We start from the raw sequence: 17,448 nt of genomic DNA, 5'->3' as shown, positions 1-17,448 counted from the left end.
CCTTTAACGGCGCCCGAACGGCGGCGGGCTACCGCCCAGCTGCTCGACCATCTGGTTGAACTCGTTCAAGCGGATGACGCGTTCGAGCTGGAAGCCGGCACGACCGCCGAGCGACCAGATGAGGTGCGCTTCGATCCGCCCGATGACGGGAAGTCGGACAGTGATGCGCTCGCCCTTGGCCAGCGGCATTTCGCCTTCGGTCATGAAACCGTTCGCGGAAATGTTGACGATATGCGTCTTGATATCGCCCAGATGCCGATGCTCCGCGATCGTCGGATGACTGACGACATGTCGCGCCGCCTGGCGTTTTTCGACGACGGCTAGTTTCGCACCCCTGGACATATTTTCCACCCGTTGAAGCATGTTTGCTGAAGGTCACCTTCGAGCAAATTTACCAACAAAGTGTAAATGGTGCCACCGGTTACTTGGGGCTCGGCATGTCAATCCTCGGCCAGCACAAGTCCATGCTTCTTCTGGCCCAGGCTCACCTTGTCACCGGCTTTAACCATGAATTCAAAGGATTGCACCTTCTCGCCATTAACCCTGACGGCGCCCTCCTCGATCTTGCGCTTGGCTTCCTTGTTCGATGCGGTGAAGCCGAGCGCGGTGTTCGCCTGAACGATCGACATCCCTTCGGCGGGAACGCGGATGCTGGGCAGATCGCCGCCTGCCTGACCCTGTTCGAACGTCGCGCGTGCGGTTTCCGCTGCAGCTTTCGCAGCTTCGGACCCGCGGCACATAGCGGTCGCCGCATCCGCGAGCACCTTCTTGGCTTCGTTGATTTCCGAACCTTGCAGCGCTTCAAGCCTTGCGATCTCGTCGAGCGGCAGGTCGGTGAAAAGCCGCAGGAACCTGCCGACATCGGCATCCTGGGTGTTGCGCCAGAACTGCCAGTAATCATAAGCGGGCAGCGCATCCTCGTTGAGCCAGACCGCACCCTTCTCGGTCTTGCCCATCTTGCCGCCATCGGCGAGTGTGATCAGCGGCGTGGTCACACCATAGACCTCGGTGCCGTCGACACGGCGCGCCAGCTCGATGCCGTTAACGATATTTCCCCATTGATCCGACCCGCCCATCTGCAACCGGCAACCGACGCGGCGCGACAGCTCCAGAAAATCATAGGCCTGAAAGATCATGTAGTTGAACTCGAGAAAGCTCAGCGATTGCTCGCGGTCGAGTCTGAGCTTTACCGAGTCGAAGCTCAGCATCCGGTTGATCGAGAAATGCTGGCCGATGTCGCGCAGGAACGGGATGTATTCGAGCTTGTCGAGCCATTCGGCATTGTCGACCATGATCGCGTCGGTGGGACCGTCGCCAAAGGTCAGGAAGCGCTCGAATACGCGCTTGATCGACGCGACATTCGACGCGATCGTGTCGGTGGTCAGCAGCCGCCGCGCTTCGTCCTTGAAGCTGGGATCGCCGATCTTGCCGGTGCCACCGCCCATGACGACGATCGGCTTGTGCCCGGTCTGCTGCAGGCGGCGCAGCAGCATGATCTGCACCAGCGACCCGACATGCAGCGACGGCGCGGTCGGATCGAACCCGATATAGCCGGGCACGACCTGCTTTGTCGCCAGCGCGTCGAGCGCGGCTGCATCGGTCAGCTGGTGGATATAGCCGCGCGCATCGAGCAGGCGGAGCAGATCGGAGGAATATTGGTTCATGATGGCGGCGCGCTTAGCATCGATAAAGGCAGGCGAAAAGGATGCTTGTCACCCCGGTGCGGGCGAGCAGCGCGCATCGTCGCAAGGGATGATCTCGAACGTGCAGTGCGACAATGCGGGCATGTCGCCCAGCAGCGCGCGATAATGCGCGGGCGGACGCGGGAAATGCGTGGCGAGCGAGACGATCAGCGCAAGGTGCCCGGTGCCGACCTGCCATAGGTGCAGATCGACGACGCGATTGTCGGCATCGGCCTCTATCCGCTGACGGATCTGCTGCGCGATCGCCGGGTTGGCTTCCATGTCGAGCAGCACGCGCGACGACTGGCGCACCAGCCCTGCCGCCCACCACAGGATGACGGCTGCGCCGACGATCCCCATCAGCGGGTCGAGCCAGGCCAGGCCCAGCCACAAGCCGCCGCCCAGTGCGACCAGCGCCAGCACCGAGGTCAGTGCGTCGGTCAGCACGTGGACATAGGCAGCGCGAAGGTTGTGGTCATGATGATGGGCATGATGTGCGTGATCGTGATGGCCGTGATCGTGATGGCCGTGATCATGGTCATGGTCATGATCGTAATGCCCGTTTTCATGGCCATGTTCGTGGCCATGATGGTGCTCGTGCCCGCCAAGCAGGAAGGCGCTGGCCACATTGACCGCCAGGCCGATCACCGTGACGATGATGGCGGCGCGATAGTCGATCGCGACCGGATCGAGCAGCCGGTGCCCCGATTCCCAGACCATAAGCAGCGCGACCACGCCCAGCAGCAGTGCGCTGCTGAACCCGGTGAGCGATCCGACCTTGCCCGTGCCCATCGAGAAGCGCCGGTCATCGGCATGGGTGCGCGCAAAATGATAGGCATAACCTGCAAGACCCAGCGCCGCGACATGGCTGCCCATGTGCCAGCCATCGGCAAGCAGCGCCATCGATCCGGTCCACCAGCCGCCAGCAATCTCGGCGATCATGGTGACAGCGGTCAGCGCAACGACATACCAGGTGCGGCGCTCGCTCTCGTCGGCGCGGGCCCCGGCAAAGACATGATCGTGCGTCAGTTTCTCGAGCGCGGCATCGTGATGCATGGCGACAGTTCCGCAGATGACAGGGGTTTTGCCGGATATGCTTTCCGGCTTGTCCGTCCAAACTGTCAGCAGCGGGCGCTCAGCGCAAGAGCGATGGCGTCAATCCTCGGCCAGAGCCTTGAGAAGCGCGCGTTCGAGCGGATCGAGCGCGCCGTCGGCCTCGACCATCGCCTGCAGCCAGCTGTCCTCTTCTGCGCTGATGCCTTCCTCCATGACCGGCAATGGCGTCGTTGCCGCGGGCCGGGCAGGGGCATCGCCGAGCGACTGGAACATGCGCCCGAAAAAGCTGCCCATTCCGGCCTTGGTATCGGCCATGAACGCATGGAGGCGCATCGCATCCTCGCGGCTCAGCGCACGGAAGCGCTGGTCGGTCATCAGATGCAGCCGCATCGCTTGGACGAACAGCGTCTGCCATTCGGGCGCGTTCTGGCCGGCAAGCGTGGCGTCCTTGATCGCAAACAGCAGTTCGGCCTCTTCGCGGCTGATATGCGCAGGCGCCTGGCCTCCGGTCGCGTAGAGCACGCGGCGGAGCAACCGCACCTCGGTGGTGCCGATGCTGCCCGGCGTCAGACCTCCGCCGCAGCGCGTCGGACCTTCGCCGTTCAGGACGGCGAAGCGGATCTGGTCGAGCGCATAGCGCTTCAGGCGTTCGGGTGCGTTCTCGGCCTTTTCCAACACCTTCACCAGCAGTTCGAGCTCGGCCAGCGTATCGACCCGGCCGTCCTGATCGATCGCCGCGATCAGCCAGTCGGCATTCTCATCGCTGACATAGCCGCGTGGCTCGGCCTGCTCGACGACATAGGCCGTGATGGCCTCGACAAAGAAATCGACCCATTCGCTGCTCGGCGCGCTGCTGGCACGGTTGAGTTCGAACAGGATGGCGGCCTCGTTCGCGCTGATCCGGCCATCGGGCCACACCACGCGGCGCAGTGCGAGCGTCTCGTCCGGCCCAAGCGCGCGGCTCTGGGCGATCATCGCGGATACATCGTCGAGCGGTCTGGTCATGGATTGGCGCTGCCTGCAATTTCGCTTCGCGACAGACACTATCGCACAAGGCTTAAGAGTGGGTAATCAGCAGGGCGATTTCACTCTCCGCGTGGCGGCATCGGAAAGAAGGACGAGGTGCGCGCGATATAGTCGGCATAATCGGGGCGCGTCTTCTTCAGGCCGCGTTCCAGCATCGCGGCGCCGCTCCATTTGACCAGGGTGAAATTGAGGAACAGCGGCCCGATCAGGCTGGCGAGCGCCACGTCCCAGCCGGTCGAGGCGGCGACCAGCCAGATGCCCCACCAGGTGCACGCGTCGCCGAAATAATTGGGATGGCGCGTGTAGCGCCACAGGCCGGTGTTGAGCACCTTGCCCTTGTTGGCCGGGTTTGCACGGAATGTCTCGAGCTGCGCATCGCCGATGGTCTCGAACGCGATGCCGACAAGCGCGATCAGGCATCCGAGCAGCGCCAGAGGTCCCAGCTCGCCTCCGCGCCAGATCCCGACCTGCGCGGGCAGGCAGACCATGAACAGCAGCGGTCCCTGAAGCAGGAAGACCTGCAGCAGCGCGGTCTTGGCAAAGCTCCAGCCCTTTTTATCCTTCGCCGAAGCGATGATCTTGGCATAGCGCGGATCGACGCCATTGCGCCGCCAGCGCACGAACAGGTGAAGCCCCAACCGCAGTCCCCAGATCGCGGTCAGGGCAAGCAGCATCACCGCCACCGGCGAGGCCGCGCCGCTCAGCCAGAAGGTGGTGGCCGCGAGCAGCACCATACCCATCGGCCACACGGCATCGATGAACGATACGTCCTTGATCGCGACGGCAACGCCCCACAGCACGATCATGACGCCGAAAATCAGCACCAGATTGTGCAGCAACAGCGGAATGGCGTCGGTCACGGGGCTCACAGGCGGCTGTCCTTGATGATGTCGGTGCCCGCGCGATCGGGGTGGCGCGGGGTCACGCTCTTGTAGAATTCCATGATCTTCTTCATGTCCTCGGCATAATCGCCGGTGGGCATGATCGCGGGGCCCAGTCCGCCGACCTTGCGGCCATAGTCCATCAGCCCGCAGACCAGCGGCACGCGCGCGGCGAGCGCGATCTGGTAGAAGCCGGTGCGCCACTGGCGGACACTGCCGCGCGTGCCCTCGGGTGCGATGGTCAGCATGAATTCGTCGCGCCGCGCGAATTCCTCGACCATCTGCTGCACCTGGCCGCGATTGTAGCTGCGCTCGACCGGCACGCCCCCCATGTCGCGCATGAACCGACCGAGCGGCCAGCGGAACAGCGAGGTCTTGGCCATGAAATGCGCCTTGATGCCGAGATCGCCGGTCAAGCCGAGGAAGTAGAGGAAATCCCAGTTGCTCGTATGCGGCGCGGCGATGATGACGAAGCGGCGCGGCTCGGGCACCACGCCCTCGGCGCGCCAGCCATGGCTGCGATAGAGCAGCAGCAGCAACCGGCGCACGATGCGGGAAAGAAACGTAGGCGGACGGTCATCGGTGCGCGGTGGCCAAGCGTCGTGCTGGATGTCCATGATCGTATGTGCCTGCCCCCAGTGCTGAACCTGTGCCAGCTACGGGGCAAACACTGCATAAGATGCGGCAGGCTGGCAAATGTTATTGCGCTGATCTGGCGGCGTCATCCCGAATCAAGTCCTCCAATCGCGCAATCAGCCTGGCACTGTCGCCTTGCACGACCAATTGCTTGGCGCGGCCGGTAGCGCCGGATTGCACCGTCACATCGCGTTTGCGAACTTGCAAAGCCGTGCTGATCAGCGCGATCAATTCTGCATTGGCGGCTCCATCGACGGGCGGCGCGGCGATCCGAAGCTGCAAGACCGGCCGCCCATCGGCGTCCTGACCGACGCCCGCCACCATGCTGCGGCTGGCGCGCGGCGTCGCTCGCACAAACAGCAAGACCCCGCCCGGCACGGTGCGCCAGGGCGGGGCCTTGTGATCTTGCGAAGCTTGTGACGCAGGCAGGGGATGTCAGCCCTTGGTTGCGGCGATCCAGCGGTCGATCTTCGCTTCCAATACGCTCATCGGCAGTGCACCGGTGTTGAGCACCTGGTCGTGGAACTCGCGCGGGTCGAATTTCGGGCCCAGTTCCTTTTCGGCCTTGGCCTTCAGCCGCTGGATGGTCAGCGCGCCGATCTTGTAGGCCAGCGCCTGGCTGGGGATCGCGATATAGCGTTCGACCTCGGCGGTCGCGTCGGTCTCGCCCATTGACGAATTGTCGAGCATGTACTTGATCGCCTGTTCGCGGGTCCATCCCTTTGAATGGATGCCGCTGTCGACCACCAGCCGCATCGCGCGCAGCATCTCGTCGTCGAGATGACCGAAGCGCTGATACGGATCGGTGAACAGCCCCATCGGATAGCCCAGCTTCTCCGCATAGAGCGCCCAGCCTTCGGCATAGGCGGTGTTGCCGCCGAAGCGCATGAACGCGGGTAGCGCCTCGTTTTCCTGTGCCAGGCTGATCTGGAAATGATGACCCGGCGCGCCCTCGTGCAGGTACAAGGTGGTCATGCCCGGGGTGGTGCGGCTGGGCAGGTCATAGGCGTTGAAATAGAAAATGCCCGGGCGGGACCCATCGGGATTGCCCGACTGATAGCTGCCGCCCGCCTCGAACTTCTCGCGGAATTCCTCATAGGGGCGGATTTCCAGCGGGGTCTTGGGCAGCACCTTGAACTGGGTCGAAATGACCGCATCGACCTTCTTGCCGATATCGTAATAGCCCTGGGTCAGCGCCTCGCGGGTCGGCATCTTGAACTTCGGGTCGGTGCGCAGATAGTTGAAGAATTCCGGCAGCGTGCCCTTGAAACCGACCTCGGTCTTGATCGCTTCCATCTCGGTCAGGATGCGCTTGACTTCGCTCAGCCCCAGATTGTGGACCTCATCTGCAGTCAGGGGCAGGGTGGTGGTCTGCTCGATCAGATAGGCGTAAAGCTTGTCGCCGCCCTTCATGTACTTGAGGCCGACGCCCTCGCGTGCATCCTTCAGATACTCGTTGGCGAGATAATCGCGCAGCCGCTTGTAGGCCGGATAGATGTCGTCGGTGATCGTCTTGGCATAGGCTTCGGTGAAACGCGCCTTGTCCGCCTCGCTGAAATCGGCCGGAAACTGCTTCACCGGGCCGAAATAGGGGGATTCCTCGGGCTTCTGCGCGAGCTGCGTGTCGAGCTGCTCGATCACGTTGCGGATGGTGAGCTTGGTCTCGACCACGCCCGAGGCCTGGCCCTGCCTGAACCGCTCGATCGAGCGATCGAGCAGGGTCACGAACTCCTTGTGACGCTTCAGGTTGTTCTCGTAATCGGCGACGGTCTTGAACGGCGCAGTTCCGGTGCCCGATGCGAAATTCGGGTAGAATGTGTGAAAGCCGAAAAAGTGGTTGATCGGCCGGACCACCGTCAGCGGCAGATAGTCGGCGGACAGACCCTTGATCGTATCCTTCTGGTTGCGCTCGAAAATGTCATAGGCCAGCTGATTGGTTGCGGTCAGCTTGGCCCGATCGATCTTCGCCAGCGCTGCCAGATTGTCCTCGGCCGCCTTGCGTTCGCCATCGAAATAAGCGTCGGTGACATAATCGCCGAGCCGATCGGCATAGCGGGTATCGCCGCGGAAGAGGCCGTTGAGCGGGTTGCGCTTCAGGCTCGCTTCGTCGTCGGCGGCAAACAGCGCGGTCAGCCGCGCATCCTCCGATTGCGGGGCAGCCTGGGTCGCGTTTTGCGCGAGCACGGGCGTGGTTGCGAGCGGCGCGGCAAGCGCGGCACTGGCCAGCAACAGCATGGTCTGGCGGAAGGATGGCATGTGAAGAAATTCCCCGTTTGTATGAGCGCGCCATCGGCCCCTGACTTGGGACGGGAGCGTATACGATGCCGCTAACACGCGATTAACCGTGCGGCAATCGTGCCGTTATCCGCTGGTCGAACCGGAGCTAGCGTTCGTGGAAAGCCAGCACGGAAAAGCGCGATGAATTGATGCGCTCGATTAACATGGATCAACTTATCGATGAAACTTTATGCCACGCCAATGGTTTGATGTCCCAGAAGCCGACCGGATTGGCCCGGTCCCCAGGAAGATGACAACGCTATCACCATGACTGCCCGTATCCTCATCATTGAAGACGAATTCCTCGTCGCGCTCGACATGCAGGTCGGGCTCGAGGATGCAGGTTATGAGGTCGTTGGCGTCGGCGATGACTGGAAATCGGCGATGCGCCTGGCTGAACGGGCGCCGACTGTCGCCCTGGTCGATATCAACCTGTGCGATGGCGCGACCGGCCCTTCGATCGGTGCCTGGCTCGGCAAGGAGATCGGCTGCACGGTGATTTTCGTGACGGCCAACCCGCGCCAGATCGATGTCCCGATCCCCGGCGCGCTGGGCGTGATGATCAAGCCCGCGGACAGCCGCCAGGTCGTTGAAGCCGTCGATTTTGCGCTGGCCGCGCGCGATGGCGGGCCGACGCCGACGCCGCCTGCGGGGCTGACGCTGCTTTCACACTGATATCCGTCGGGATCGGCGTACCAGGCGTCGCAAGTCAGACCGGCGCTCCCTCGGCGCGCTTCAGCCTGCCAGCCGAAACGCGCATGTCGACGCGCAGCCCCTGTGGCAGCCAATGACGCTCGATTGAGCCCGCAAGCTGCTGCGTGATCGCAAGCTGAACGAGGCGCGTACCGAACCCGGTCGCTGCCGGCTCTCCCGCCACTGCGGGGCCATCCGTCTCGATCCAGTTGATCGAGACCATATCGTCATCCTGCGCGACCTGGATCGCAACCGAACCTGTGACTGATGACAAGGCGCCGTATTTCGCGGAATTGGTGGCGAGCTCATGGAATACCAGCGCGATGGGGGTGGCGCTGCGGTCGTCGATTTGAGGGTCGTCGCCGCAGATTGTCAGCCGTCCTTCGCCCAGGGCGGGATAGGCCGCCAGGATTTCGGTGAGCAAGCCGCTGAGCGAGGATTCGATGGTGACAGGGCGCGACTGTTCGCTGTGGGGCCGGGCGAATTCGTGCGCGCGCCCCAGCGCGGCGATTCGATCCTGCAATTCCGAAGCCATCGGTCGCAATTCCGGGTTCTGCCGCGCCGACATGCCGATCAGGCCGTTGATGACCGCAAAGATATTCTTGATCCGGTGGCTCAGTTCCCGGCTGAGCACCTCGTTTTCCTCGGCGATCATCTTGGATTGATGGATATCGGTGCAGGTTCCGATCCAGCGGACGATCTCGCCCTTGGCATTGCGCAACGGGAGCGCGCGGCCCAGCGTCCAGCGATATTCGCCGCTATGGTGGCGCAGCCTATAGTTCACCTCATAAGGTTCGCCGGTGGCCAGCGAATGCCGCCAGATGCTCCACGCATGGTCCTGGTCGTCGGGATGGAACATACCGTTCCAGCCCTCGCCGTCGGTCGATCCGGCGGGAACGCCGGTGAACTCGTACCAGCGAGCGTTATAATAGTCGTGATAGCCATCGGGCAGGGTCGACCACACCATCTGCGGCATCGCGTCGGTCAGGATGCGGAACGCGGAGTTCATCCGTTGCAGCGTGTCGCGGGCATCGACGACCCCGTTCTCTCCGTTGTCAGCGCCGTTGGCGCGAGTAACCTTGAAGGCGTGGGCGAGAAAGTCGAGTTCAGACATCGATCAGCTTTCTAGCGGACCGACCCGCCAAAGTGCAATTTGGGTGCCTCGACTATCCTCGAGGCGATGGGAACCAGCTGGAATCGAGCGCACTAAAGCGATCTACGAACCGGGCGAGCTCGATCAGCTTCGGCTCGTCAACCAATGTGACGGTGCTGCGGTTCCGTGTGATCAGTTTTTCTTCGGTCATTTGCCGGATCAGCCGATTGACGTGCACCTGGGTCAGTCCGACCGCATCGCCGAGATCGCTCTGGGTCAGCGGAATGCGGATTACCGAATTGTGCTGCCCGCTGACGGCGCGCATCCGCGCGGCGATCGACAGGAACAGGTTGGCAAGCCGCGCCTTGCCCTCGCTGCGCCCCAGGGCGCGCAACCGGTCGTACAGGTCAATGCTTTCCATCTGGCTGATCGAGAAGAACAAGGCGGCAAGGCGCGGATGCTCGATGAACGTCTCGCCCAGCGCGCGGCGCGGGAAGCGGCATGCCACCATGTCGGTCGCCGCGACGATGCTCGACGGCGCATCGCGAAACGCGATGCCGGACGCGCCGATCATGTCCCCCGAAAAGTGAAAGCGCAGGATCTGTCGCTTGCCCGCGGGCAGCCTGCTTTCCGAAAGCGCCCAGCCTTGATGCACGATCAGCAGCTCGGAAAGATCATCGCCTTCCTGCCAAAGCATGCTGCCCGACGGATAGTCGCGAGGCTCGCGCTCGAGGCTGGCGACAGCCTTTTTCTCGGTGGGGGTAAGGTCAAGATAACGGTTCAGCCGGACAACGAAACAACTGTCTGACATGGTCGGGCTCCTGCAGATAGGGGCGTCCAGCCGACCCGCCGAACCGCCCCGTCAATTCAACCTGGTCTCATACTCGGCACGCGTGCTTTTAGGCGTGCAGCTACAAATATCCAGCAAAATCAAGTTATTAACATATGTTATATTTGCGATGACTCCCGCAAAAACCAGGTACGCGCCAGCAGGGTAAATGATCCTGAAAATCAGCCATTGCGTGTCGCGGCCAATTCCATAGACTTGACGCAAACGTAAATTCAGAAACGAGAGGATCGCTTGCCCATGCTCACCGAGAGCCCGACCAGCCCCGTCGCCGCCAGCCAAAGCTGGAGCGCGCCGGAAGGCTGGCCCGCCCTGTCGCTGAAACAGATCGAGGCGATGCTGTGCGCGCCCGGCCAGCCGTTCGAGATGGAGACGGTTGAGGTCGAGGGCGTGCCCACGCGTTGCTGGAAGAACGCGCCGCCAAGCCTGGCCGCGCTGGCGCAGATCGCGCGCAGCCATGGCGACAAGACCTTCCTGGTCTATGAGGGCGAGCGGGTCAGCTATGACGCCTGGTTCCGCGCGACCGCTACGCTCGCGCAGCATCTGCAGTCGGCAGGCATCGGCAAGGGAGACCGTGTAGCGCTGGCGATGCGCAACCTGCCCGAATGGCCGGTGGCCTTTTTCGCGATCGTCAGCATCGGCGCAATCGCGGTGCCGCTCAATGCCTGGTGGACCGGGCAGGAACTGGCGTACGGCCTCAAGGACTCGGGCGCAAAGCTGCTGATCGCCGATGCCGAGCGGCTGGATCGCATCGCGCCGCATCTCGCTGAACTGGACGCGCTCCAAGCGATGCTGATCAGCCGGAGCCAGGGCGAACTGGGGCATGGGGCCAAGGCGCTGGAGGACGTGATCGGCGCGCCGCCCGCCTATGCCGAGCTGGCCCCGGCCGAGCTTCCGCCAGTCGAAATCGCGCCCGACGATGCGGCGACGATCTTCTACACTTCGGGCACCACCGGCAATCCCAAGGGTGCGCTCGGCAGCCATCGCAACATGACAACCAATATCATGACCACGGCCTATGCCGGGGTACGATCCTCGCTGCGCCGGGGCGAGGCGCCGCCCGCGCCCGAGCCTGCGGTGATGCTCACCGTCATCCCGCTCTTCCACGTCACCGCGTGCAGCGCGGGCATGACCGGGGTAATGTTCGCCGGATCGACCCTTGTGTTCATGCACAAATGGGATGCGACGCGCGCGCTGGAGATTATCGAGCGCGAGAAGGTCACCGCGACCGGCGGCGTGCCGACCATCGCCTGGCAGCTGATCGAGCACCCGGAACGCGACAAGTACGATCTGTCCTCGCTCAAGTCGATTTCCTATGGCGGCGCGCCGTCCGCGCCCGAGCTGGTGCGCAAGATTCGCGAGGTGTTCGGCGCACTGCCCGGCAATGGCTGGGGCATGACCGAGACGATGGCGACCGTGACCAGCCACACGGCCGAGGATTATCTCAACCGTCCTGACAGCTGCGGCCCTGCAGTGCCGGTAAGCGACCTGAAGATCATGGACGCCGATGGCCAGACCGAACTGCCCGTGGGGCAGGTGGGCGAGCTCTGGGCGCGGGGCCCTCAGATCGTGAAAGGCTATTGGAACAAGCCCGAGGCGACAGCGGCGACCTTTGTCGATGGCTGGGTGCGCACCGGCGACCTGGCGCGGCTGGACGAGGAGGGCTTTTGCTATATCGTCGATCGCGCCAAGGACATGATCATCCGCGGCGGCGAGAATATCTACTCGTCCGAGGTCGAGAACGTGCTCTATGACCACCCTGCGGTGACCGACGCAGCGCTGATCGGCCTGCCGCATCGTACCCTGGGTGAGGAGCCGGCCGCGGTGGTGCATCTCGCCCCCGGTGCCGAGGCGAGCGAGGCGGAGCTCCAGGCCTGGGTGCGCGAGCGGCTCGCCGCGTTCAAGGTGCCGGTGCGGATCGTATTCTGCAAGGAGACGCTGCCGCGTAACGCGAACGGCAAGATCCTGAAGAAGGACCTGGCAGGGCTGTTTGGCTGACGTCCCGCGTCCGGGCTCTGGCGGCAGAGCCCGGACAAATCATCAGGCGAAGACGCTGGCGAGTTCGTCAGTATCAGGGCCTTCTTTCGTCCCCCTCAACTCTGCATAAATCGCCGCACTACCAGCAGCGGCCATTGCCGCGTTGATCGCGAAGGTAACCCCTGTGGCGATAAATTCGCCAAGCCCGCCGAGCATCATCAAGAGCCCGCTGAAAAGGGTGACGATGCCCGAGAAAATCCAATAGACCCAGATGAGTACTGTGATCTTGGACCGCGCATCGCATGTCAGTTGCCTGCTTCGACGCAAGGCTCCCAGAACGCTGACTTTTTCTATGGCCTTGGCGGGAAGAGCTACAATCCAGAGGACGTACAGAACGTGCAGGACAATTACGGCGACGCCCAAGCCCAGGATCACCCCAAACCCAAAACCCCAGGCCCATTCTTCTTGCCTCTCGGCACCAAAGGCCCACGGCAGGAAGATACCGGTTCCGGGAATCAGGATGGCAATGACCGCCAGCAGCACCAAAGCTAAGGTTCCGGCCAGTGCAATGCTTCCAGGAACCTGCCTGACCGCACCCTTTACGGTATAGCGAAGATCGGCGGAGCCCCCCGTCGCCGTTCGCATCGCGATGATCGCCACCAGCGCCTGCAAAGGGGCGAACAGGACGATGACCACGATCGCCGTGATGCCCATCCACAGCATTTCCTGAGCGGGCACCGCTGCGATATCGCTCGATCCGTTGCGCCCAAAAACCTTGATCGCTGCCAGTGGCAAGCCAAAGAAAACTAGCGAAGCGCCGAATACGAGCCCTAAATTGTGGAAAATCAGACGGAATGTGCTGGAAATTACATTGCCCATACTGAAATTGCGGCGCTGGCTGTCCATATTTCATGCATCCGAATTCTGTGTTGTAGGGGCGTTATACCAGTTCTGGGCATAAAACAGCGTTAATGCGCGAAACCCAGTGCGACACTGCCAAATCGCCTTGCTCCGTTTCCCGGCATCTGCAATCACCGGATACGTGACCGCTGGCCCCATCCTTGATGCACCCCGCCGCGAAGGCTTTGATGCGGCCTATGAGCAGGTGCGCGGGGACGCCAGCATTCAGTTCGCCCCCGAATTCGCAAAGCCCGCCGATCCGCCGCCGCAATGGTGGGAGGATGTCTCGCGCTGGCTAGCCAAGTTACTCGAACCGATTGCCCAGGCTCTGGCTGCCGCCTGGCCGTGGCTCAGCAAGCTGCTTCTGGTGGCGCTGGTCGTCGGCGTGCTGGCGTTGCTGTGGGTGATCCTCGCCCCCTATATCGCCGACTGGCGCGAGCGGCGCGGCGCGGCCCAGCCCGATTGGGTGCCCGATCAGGCAGTGGCGCGACAGTTGCTGGAAGAAGCCGATGCGTTGGCGGCGCAAGGGCGCTTTGGTGAGGCGGCGCATCTGCTGCTGTACCGATCCATCGAGGATATTGCCGCCCGCTGTCCCGAGCTGTTGCGCCCATCCACGACCACGCGCGAGATCGGCGCGTTCGATGCGCTGTCGCAGCGCGCGCGCCAGGCGTTCGGCGTGATCGCAGGCCATGTCGAAGCGAGCTTCTTCGCGCGCCGCCCGCTCGATCGCAGCGCATGGGATAGTTCGCGCGAAGCCTATCGCGCCTTTGCGCTGGACGGCGGCTGAAATGGCGACAGAAACCAGCGCCAACCCTTTTGCACGCGGCACGGTGCTGCTGATGTTCGCGATCGGTTTCGCTGCCTTCATCGCGCTGCTCTACGCGCTGGGCGCGGGCGGTGCGCTCAGATCGGGCAATAACGGCCAGGCGCATGGCGCTTCGTCGAGCCTGGTAGGCTATTCGGCGCTGGCGCATCTGCTTGAAGAGACCGGGACCAGGGTCAGCTATGGCCGCAACCCTGCCGCGCTCTCGCAGCAGGATTTGCTGATCGTCACGCCGCAGCTGAGCAGCGAGCCTGAAGAATTGCAGGCCATGGTGGAACAGCGCGCCTTCACCGGGCCGACGATCATCATCCTGCCCAAATGGCAGGTGACGCCGCTCGATGGGATGCAGCGGGGCTGGGTCCAGCTTGATTCGCCTTTCCCAGCGCTTCAGGCGCCGCAGGTGCTGGCTCGGCTGGTCGCCGTGAAGACCCGGATCGAAGGCGTCGACAGTCGATTTGCTTCGATGCTGTTCGTCCAGCCCGACAGTGCCGATCAGAAGAACGCGATGCTCCAACAGGCGCTCAAGTCGCGCGTCACGATCAGCGGCGACAAGCTCAAGACCGTGCTCGCCGATGCTGAGACGGGCGCGGCGCGGGTGGCGGTGATCGACGATGGCGGCTGGTATCCCTCGCTCGATCCCGATGCGCCCGATGAGGCGCCGCAAGCGCCCGGCATCCAGCAGGGCCGCTATCCGGTGGTCATCGTCGCCGATGCGGACCTGATGAACAATCTGGGCCTCGCCAACCGCAAGACGGCCGAACAGGCGCTGAACATCATCGATTCGGCCTGGTCCGGCGGCGGGGAGGGCGTGGTGTTCGACCTGACCCAGAACGGCCTCGGCGCCTCGGAGAACCTGCTTTCGGTCGCGTTTCGTCCGCCCTTTGTCGGCGCGGTGGCGAGCCTGGTGTTGGCGGCGATCGCCTTTGCCTGGATGGCGTTCTTCCGCTTCGGCCCGTCGCTCTCCGAAGAACGGCCGTTCGGCTTTGGCAAGACGGCGCTCGTCAAGGGCAGCGCGTCTCTGGTGCGCAGGCTGGGGCGCGATCACCTTATCGGACCGGCCTATGCCGATCTGCTGCGCGACAGGGCGGCGCGCGCGCTGGGTCTGCCGTCGGCGCTGCCGGCGGAGCAGGTCGATGCGCGACTGTCCCTCGTGCCCGCGGATAGCGACGGGCGCGATTACGAGACCCTCATTGCAAATTTGCGAAGCGCGCGCGACCGTCCGGCCATCGCGGCCGCAGCGCGCGCCTTCTATCGCTGGAAAAAGGAAAGAATGGGATGAACCTGGCCGATATCAACGCATTGGGGGATCGTATCCGCGCAGAGATGGCCAAGGCGATCATCGGCCAGGACGAGATTATCGATCATCTGCTGATCGCGCTGCTCTCGAACGGCCATGTTCTGCTCGAAGGCCCGCCGGGGACCGCCAAGACCTTCATGGCGCAGTGCTTTGCCGCGTGCTTGTCGCTCGATTACGGGCGCATCCAGTTTACGCCCGATCTGATGCCGGGGGATATTGTCGGCTCCAACCTGTTCAACTTCCAGACCAGCCAGTTCACGCTGACGCGCGGGCCGATCTTCACCGATCTGCTGCTGGCCGACGAAATCAACCGCACCCCGCCCAAGACCCAGGCGGCGCTTCTGGAAGCGATGCAGGAACGCAGCGTCACGCTCGACGGTACGCGGCACCCGCTGTCCTCGCATTTCATGGTGGTGGCGACGCAAAACCCGATCGAGCAGCAGGGCGTCTACCCGCTGCCCGAAGCGCAGCTCGATCGCTTCCTGTTCAAGCTGCTGGTCGGCTATCCCGATGCGGACGAAGAGGCGCGGATCGTCGCCGAATATGGCAAGCGCAGCGGCGTGCAGCGGCCCGATGCCTTTGCCATCCAGCCTCAGGTGACGCCCGATGCGTTGAGTGCAGCGCGCGCCGCCGTCAGCGAGGTCAAGCTGGTCGAAGAGGTCGTCGCCTATATCGTGCGGCTGGTGCGCGCGACGCGCGAAACCGCCGATTTCGAGAGCGGCGCTTCTCCGCGCGCGGCGATCATGCTTGCCAATGCGGCGCGCGCGCGGGCAGCGCTGCAGGGGCGCGATTATGTGATCCCCGATGACGTCAAGCAGCTCGCTGCCTCGGTGCTGCGTCATCGCACCTTGCTGTCGCCCGCCGCCGAGATCGAAGGTCGCCGGGTGGAGACCATCGTCGCCGATCTGGTCGAACGCACCGAGGCGCCGCGTTGATCGGAGCCTATCCCACCTTGCGCGCGGGCCTGCTGATCGCGGGCGGGGCGCCGCTGGCGATTCTGCTGGCGGCGTTCGCGCCCGGGTTGTGGCCGCTCGGCCCGGCCTGGTCGGGCGCGGTGCTGCTGCTCGCGCTGCTCGATGCGCTGATCGCGGGCAAGGCACGGCATGTCGAACTGATCGTGCCGGCCAGCAGCGAACTGGGGAGCGAGGTGCGGATCGCGATCGAGGCCGAACTGGCCGCGCAGGTGCCGATCGCGCGCGCCGAGGCGAGCCTGGCGGTGACCAGCCGGATCGTGCCCGGCGGCAGGGGCTTTGCAAGTTTGCAAAGATCGGGACCGGAGGCCGCGCTGCGCGGCGAATTCGCGCTGTCGCCGGTGCGGCGCGGCGCGCTGGAGATCGAGCGGCTATGGCTGCGCTGGCAGGGGCCGCTGGGTCTGGGCTGGCGGCAGGACGTGCGCCCGAGCGGAGAGACCATCGCCATCCTGCCCGATATCGCGGCGGTGCGCGCGCCCGCTTTGCAGGTTTTCATCAAGGAGGCGATCTACGGCATCCTGGCGCGCCAGATCCGCGGCGAGGGGAGCGAGTTCGAGGCTCTGGTCGAATATCAGCCCGGCTTCGACCGCCGTTCGATCGACTGGAAAAGTTCGGCGCGCCATTCTAAGCTGCTCGCGCGCGAATATGATACCGAGCGCAACAACCAGATCGTTTTCGCGCTCGATAGCGGATCGGACATGTGCGAGCCGGTCGCGGGCCTGCCGCGCATCGATCGTGCTGTTTCCGCAGCATTGCTGACCAGCTATGTCGCGCTCAAGGCGGGTGATCAGGTGCGGCTGTTTTCCTTTGCTGCCCAGCCCGAGCGCGCGACACCGTTCATTTCCGGGAGCCGCAATTTCTTCCGCCTGCAGTCCGAGGCGGCAGGGATCGACTACCGGTTCGAGGAAAGCAATTACACGCTCGCCTTGTCCACGCTCGCGGCGCAGTTGCAGCGCCGGTCGCTGATCGTGGTGTTCACCGATTTCACCGACCCCACCAGCGCCGAACTGATGCTTGAATCGGTCGGGCGGCTGATCGACCGGCATCTGCTGCTGTTCGTCGCGATGGAGGATGAGGAACTGCTGTCGATCGTCGATCAGGCGCCCGCGACGAGCGAGAAGGTGGCCGAAAGCGTTGCCGCTGCCAGCTTGCTGGCGCAGCGGCGACTGGTCATCACGCGGCTGCGGCACATGGGCATCGATGTGATCGAGGGGCGGCATGACGAGATCGGCACGCGGCTGATGAACGCCTATCTCAAGATCAAGCGCCGCGGGCAGCTGTGAGCGAGG

Annotated in this window: 16 protein-coding genes and 1 pseudogene; 6 read left to right on the top strand and 11 right to left on the bottom strand. The window is 63.6% G+C overall.

What is annotated here, in order from left to right; translation table 11 throughout:
• Nucleotides 1-3: 3 nt before the first annotated feature.
• From AX725_RS12520 to AX725_RS12485, 8 genes are all read right to left on the bottom strand, one after another.
• Nucleotides 4-342: a PilZ domain-containing protein gene (locus AX725_RS12520; RefSeq protein ID WP_060978220.1), complete on the bottom strand. Its 339-nt coding sequence runs from the start codon at nt 340-342 to the stop codon at nt 4-6.
• A gap of 98 nt (nt 343-440) precedes the next feature.
• Nucleotides 441-1,664, bottom strand: a complete 1,224-nt coding sequence (gene tyrS / locus AX725_RS12515) for a tyrosine--tRNA ligase (protein WP_060978221.1) — start codon at nt 1,662-1,664, stop codon at nt 441-443.
• 48 nt (nt 1,665-1,712) lie between these two features.
• On the bottom strand, nt 1,713-2,738 hold the full coding sequence (gene dmeF, locus AX725_RS12510) for a CDF family Co(II)/Ni(II) efflux transporter DmeF (protein ID WP_060978222.1): 1,026 nt from the start codon (nt 2,736-2,738) through the stop codon (nt 1,713-1,715).
• Between the two features lie 99 nt (nt 2,739-2,837).
• A complete protein-coding gene (locus AX725_RS12505; RefSeq protein WP_060978223.1) occupies nt 2,838-3,743 on the bottom strand; it encodes a hypothetical protein in 906 nt (301 codons plus the stop codon).
• An 80-nt stretch (nt 3,744-3,823) separates the two neighbouring features.
• Nucleotides 3,824-4,633 carry a DUF1295 domain-containing protein gene (locus tag AX725_RS12500; RefSeq protein ID WP_208597916.1) on the bottom strand — a complete coding sequence of 270 codons (810 nt, stop codon included), beginning with the start codon at nt 4,631-4,633 and terminating at the stop codon, nt 3,824-3,826.
• The gene (locus tag AX725_RS12495) at nt 4,630-5,262 is read right to left on the bottom strand and encodes a lysophospholipid acyltransferase family protein (protein ID WP_060978224.1); all 633 of its coding nucleotides are present in this window, start codon (nt 5,260-5,262) and stop codon (nt 4,630-4,632) included. Before AX725_RS12495 ends, AX725_RS12500 begins: the two co-directional genes overlap by 4 nt.
• Nucleotides 5,263-5,344: 82 nt before the next feature.
• Nucleotides 5,345-5,644, bottom strand: a complete 300-nt coding sequence (locus AX725_RS12490) for a DUF167 domain-containing protein (protein ID WP_208597917.1) — start codon at nt 5,642-5,644, stop codon at nt 5,345-5,347.
• Between the two features lie 72 nt (nt 5,645-5,716).
• Complete coding sequence (locus AX725_RS12485; RefSeq protein WP_060978226.1) at nt 5,717-7,537, bottom strand: DUF885 domain-containing protein; 1,821 nt, start codon at nt 7,535-7,537, stop codon at nt 5,717-5,719.
• A 288-nt stretch (nt 7,538-7,825) separates the two neighbouring features.
• Between AX725_RS12485 and AX725_RS12480 the strand changes: the two genes are divergently transcribed.
• Nucleotides 7,826-8,233 (top strand): response regulator, encoded by a 408-nt coding sequence (locus AX725_RS12480; RefSeq protein ID WP_060978227.1) that lies wholly within the window; start codon nt 7,826-7,828, stop codon nt 8,231-8,233.
• Nucleotides 8,234-8,267: 34 nt separating this feature from the next.
• On the opposite strand, the pseudogene AX725_RS12475 reads toward AX725_RS12480, so the two are convergent.
• Together AX725_RS12475 and AX725_RS12470 are read right to left on the bottom strand one after the other, a co-directional pair.
• Nucleotides 8,268-9,248, bottom strand: a pseudogene (locus AX725_RS12475) (sensor histidine kinase); the annotation flags it as partial.
• Between the two features lie 169 nt (nt 9,249-9,417).
• Nucleotides 9,418-10,155: a Crp/Fnr family transcriptional regulator gene (locus tag AX725_RS12470; protein WP_060978229.1), complete on the bottom strand. Its 738-nt coding sequence runs from the start codon at nt 10,153-10,155 to the stop codon at nt 9,418-9,420.
• Nucleotides 10,156-10,431: 276 nt separating this feature from the next.
• Between AX725_RS12470 and AX725_RS12465 the strand changes: the two genes are divergently transcribed.
• Nucleotides 10,432-12,189 carry a class I adenylate-forming enzyme family protein gene (locus tag AX725_RS12465; RefSeq protein ID WP_060978230.1) on the top strand — a complete coding sequence of 586 codons (1,758 nt, stop codon included), beginning with the start codon at nt 10,432-10,434 and terminating at the stop codon, nt 12,187-12,189.
• Nucleotides 12,190-12,231: 42 nt separating this feature from the next.
• On the opposite strand, the gene AX725_RS12460 is transcribed toward AX725_RS12465, so the two are convergent.
• Nucleotides 12,232-13,074, bottom strand: coding sequence for a hypothetical protein (locus AX725_RS12460; RefSeq protein WP_060978231.1), 843 nt, complete (start codon nt 13,072-13,074; stop codon nt 12,232-12,234).
• Between the two features lie 136 nt (nt 13,075-13,210).
• Here AX725_RS12460 and AX725_RS12455 point away from each other — a divergent pair, with 136 nt between their 5' ends.
• The 4 genes from AX725_RS12455 to AX725_RS12440 are packed head-to-tail and all read left to right on the top strand — an operon-like array spanning nt 13,211 to nt 17,442.
• Nucleotides 13,211-13,855: a hypothetical protein gene (locus AX725_RS12455; protein WP_060978232.1), complete on the top strand. Its 645-nt coding sequence runs from the start codon at nt 13,211-13,213 to the stop codon at nt 13,853-13,855.
• Nucleotide 13,856: 1 nt separating this feature from the next.
• Nucleotides 13,857-15,170 (top strand): DUF4350 domain-containing protein, encoded by a 1,314-nt coding sequence (locus tag AX725_RS12450; protein WP_066115030.1) that lies wholly within the window; start codon nt 13,857-13,859, stop codon nt 15,168-15,170.
• A complete protein-coding gene (locus tag AX725_RS12445; RefSeq protein ID WP_060978234.1) occupies nt 15,167-16,123 on the top strand; it encodes an AAA family ATPase in 957 nt (318 codons plus the stop codon). Before AX725_RS12450 ends, AX725_RS12445 begins: the two co-directional genes overlap by 4 nt.
• Complete coding sequence (locus tag AX725_RS12440) at nt 16,120-17,442, top strand: DUF58 domain-containing protein (RefSeq protein WP_060978235.1); 1,323 nt, start codon at nt 16,120-16,122, stop codon at nt 17,440-17,442. The genes AX725_RS12445 and AX725_RS12440 overlap by 4 nt, the downstream gene beginning before the upstream one ends.
• Nucleotides 17,443-17,448: the final 6 nt, after the last annotated feature.

The organism is Blastomonas sp. CCH9-A1 (assembly GCF_001557175.1).
GTDB lineage: Bacteria > Pseudomonadota > Alphaproteobacteria > Sphingomonadales > Sphingomonadaceae > Blastomonas > Blastomonas delafieldii_A.
This window is presented reverse-complemented; position numbering and strand designations above follow the sequence as displayed.

What these genes read in the sequence shown, in the direction of transcription:
- AX725_RS12520 (WP_060978220.1), bottom strand. Translation starts at nt 342, where the DNA reads ATGTCCAGGGGTGCGAAACTAGCCGTCGTCGAAAAACGCCAGGCGGCG.
- tyrS (WP_060978221.1), bottom strand. Translation starts at nt 1,664, where the DNA reads ATGAACCAATATTCCTCCGATCTGCTCCGCCTGCTCGATGCGCGCGGC.
- dmeF (WP_060978222.1), bottom strand. Translation starts at nt 2,738, where the DNA reads ATGCATCACGATGCCGCGCTCGAGAAACTGACGCACGATCATGTCTTT.
- AX725_RS12505 (WP_060978223.1), bottom strand. Translation starts at nt 3,743, where the DNA reads ATGACCAGACCGCTCGACGATGTATCCGCGATGATCGCCCAGAGCCGC.
- AX725_RS12495 (WP_060978224.1), bottom strand. Translation starts at nt 5,262, where the DNA reads ATGGACATCCAGCACGACGCTTGGCCACCGCGCACCGATGACCGTCCG.
- AX725_RS12485 (WP_060978226.1), bottom strand. Translation starts at nt 7,537, where the DNA reads ATGCCATCCTTCCGCCAGACCATGCTGTTGCTGGCCAGTGCCGCGCTT.
- AX725_RS12480 (WP_060978227.1), top strand. Translation starts at nt 7,826, where the DNA reads ATGACTGCCCGTATCCTCATCATTGAAGACGAATTCCTCGTCGCGCTC.
- AX725_RS12470 (WP_060978229.1), bottom strand. Translation starts at nt 10,155, where the DNA reads ATGTCAGACAGTTGTTTCGTTGTCCGGCTGAACCGTTATCTTGACCTT.
- AX725_RS12465 (WP_060978230.1), top strand. Translation starts at nt 10,432, where the DNA reads ATGCTCACCGAGAGCCCGACCAGCCCCGTCGCCGCCAGCCAAAGCTGG.
- AX725_RS12460 (WP_060978231.1), bottom strand. Translation starts at nt 13,074, where the DNA reads ATGGACAGCCAGCGCCGCAATTTCAGTATGGGCAATGTAATTTCCAGC.
- AX725_RS12450 (WP_066115030.1), top strand. Translation starts at nt 13,857, where the DNA reads ATGGCGACAGAAACCAGCGCCAACCCTTTTGCACGCGGCACGGTGCTG.
- AX725_RS12445 (WP_060978234.1), top strand. Translation starts at nt 15,167, where the DNA reads ATGAACCTGGCCGATATCAACGCATTGGGGGATCGTATCCGCGCAGAG.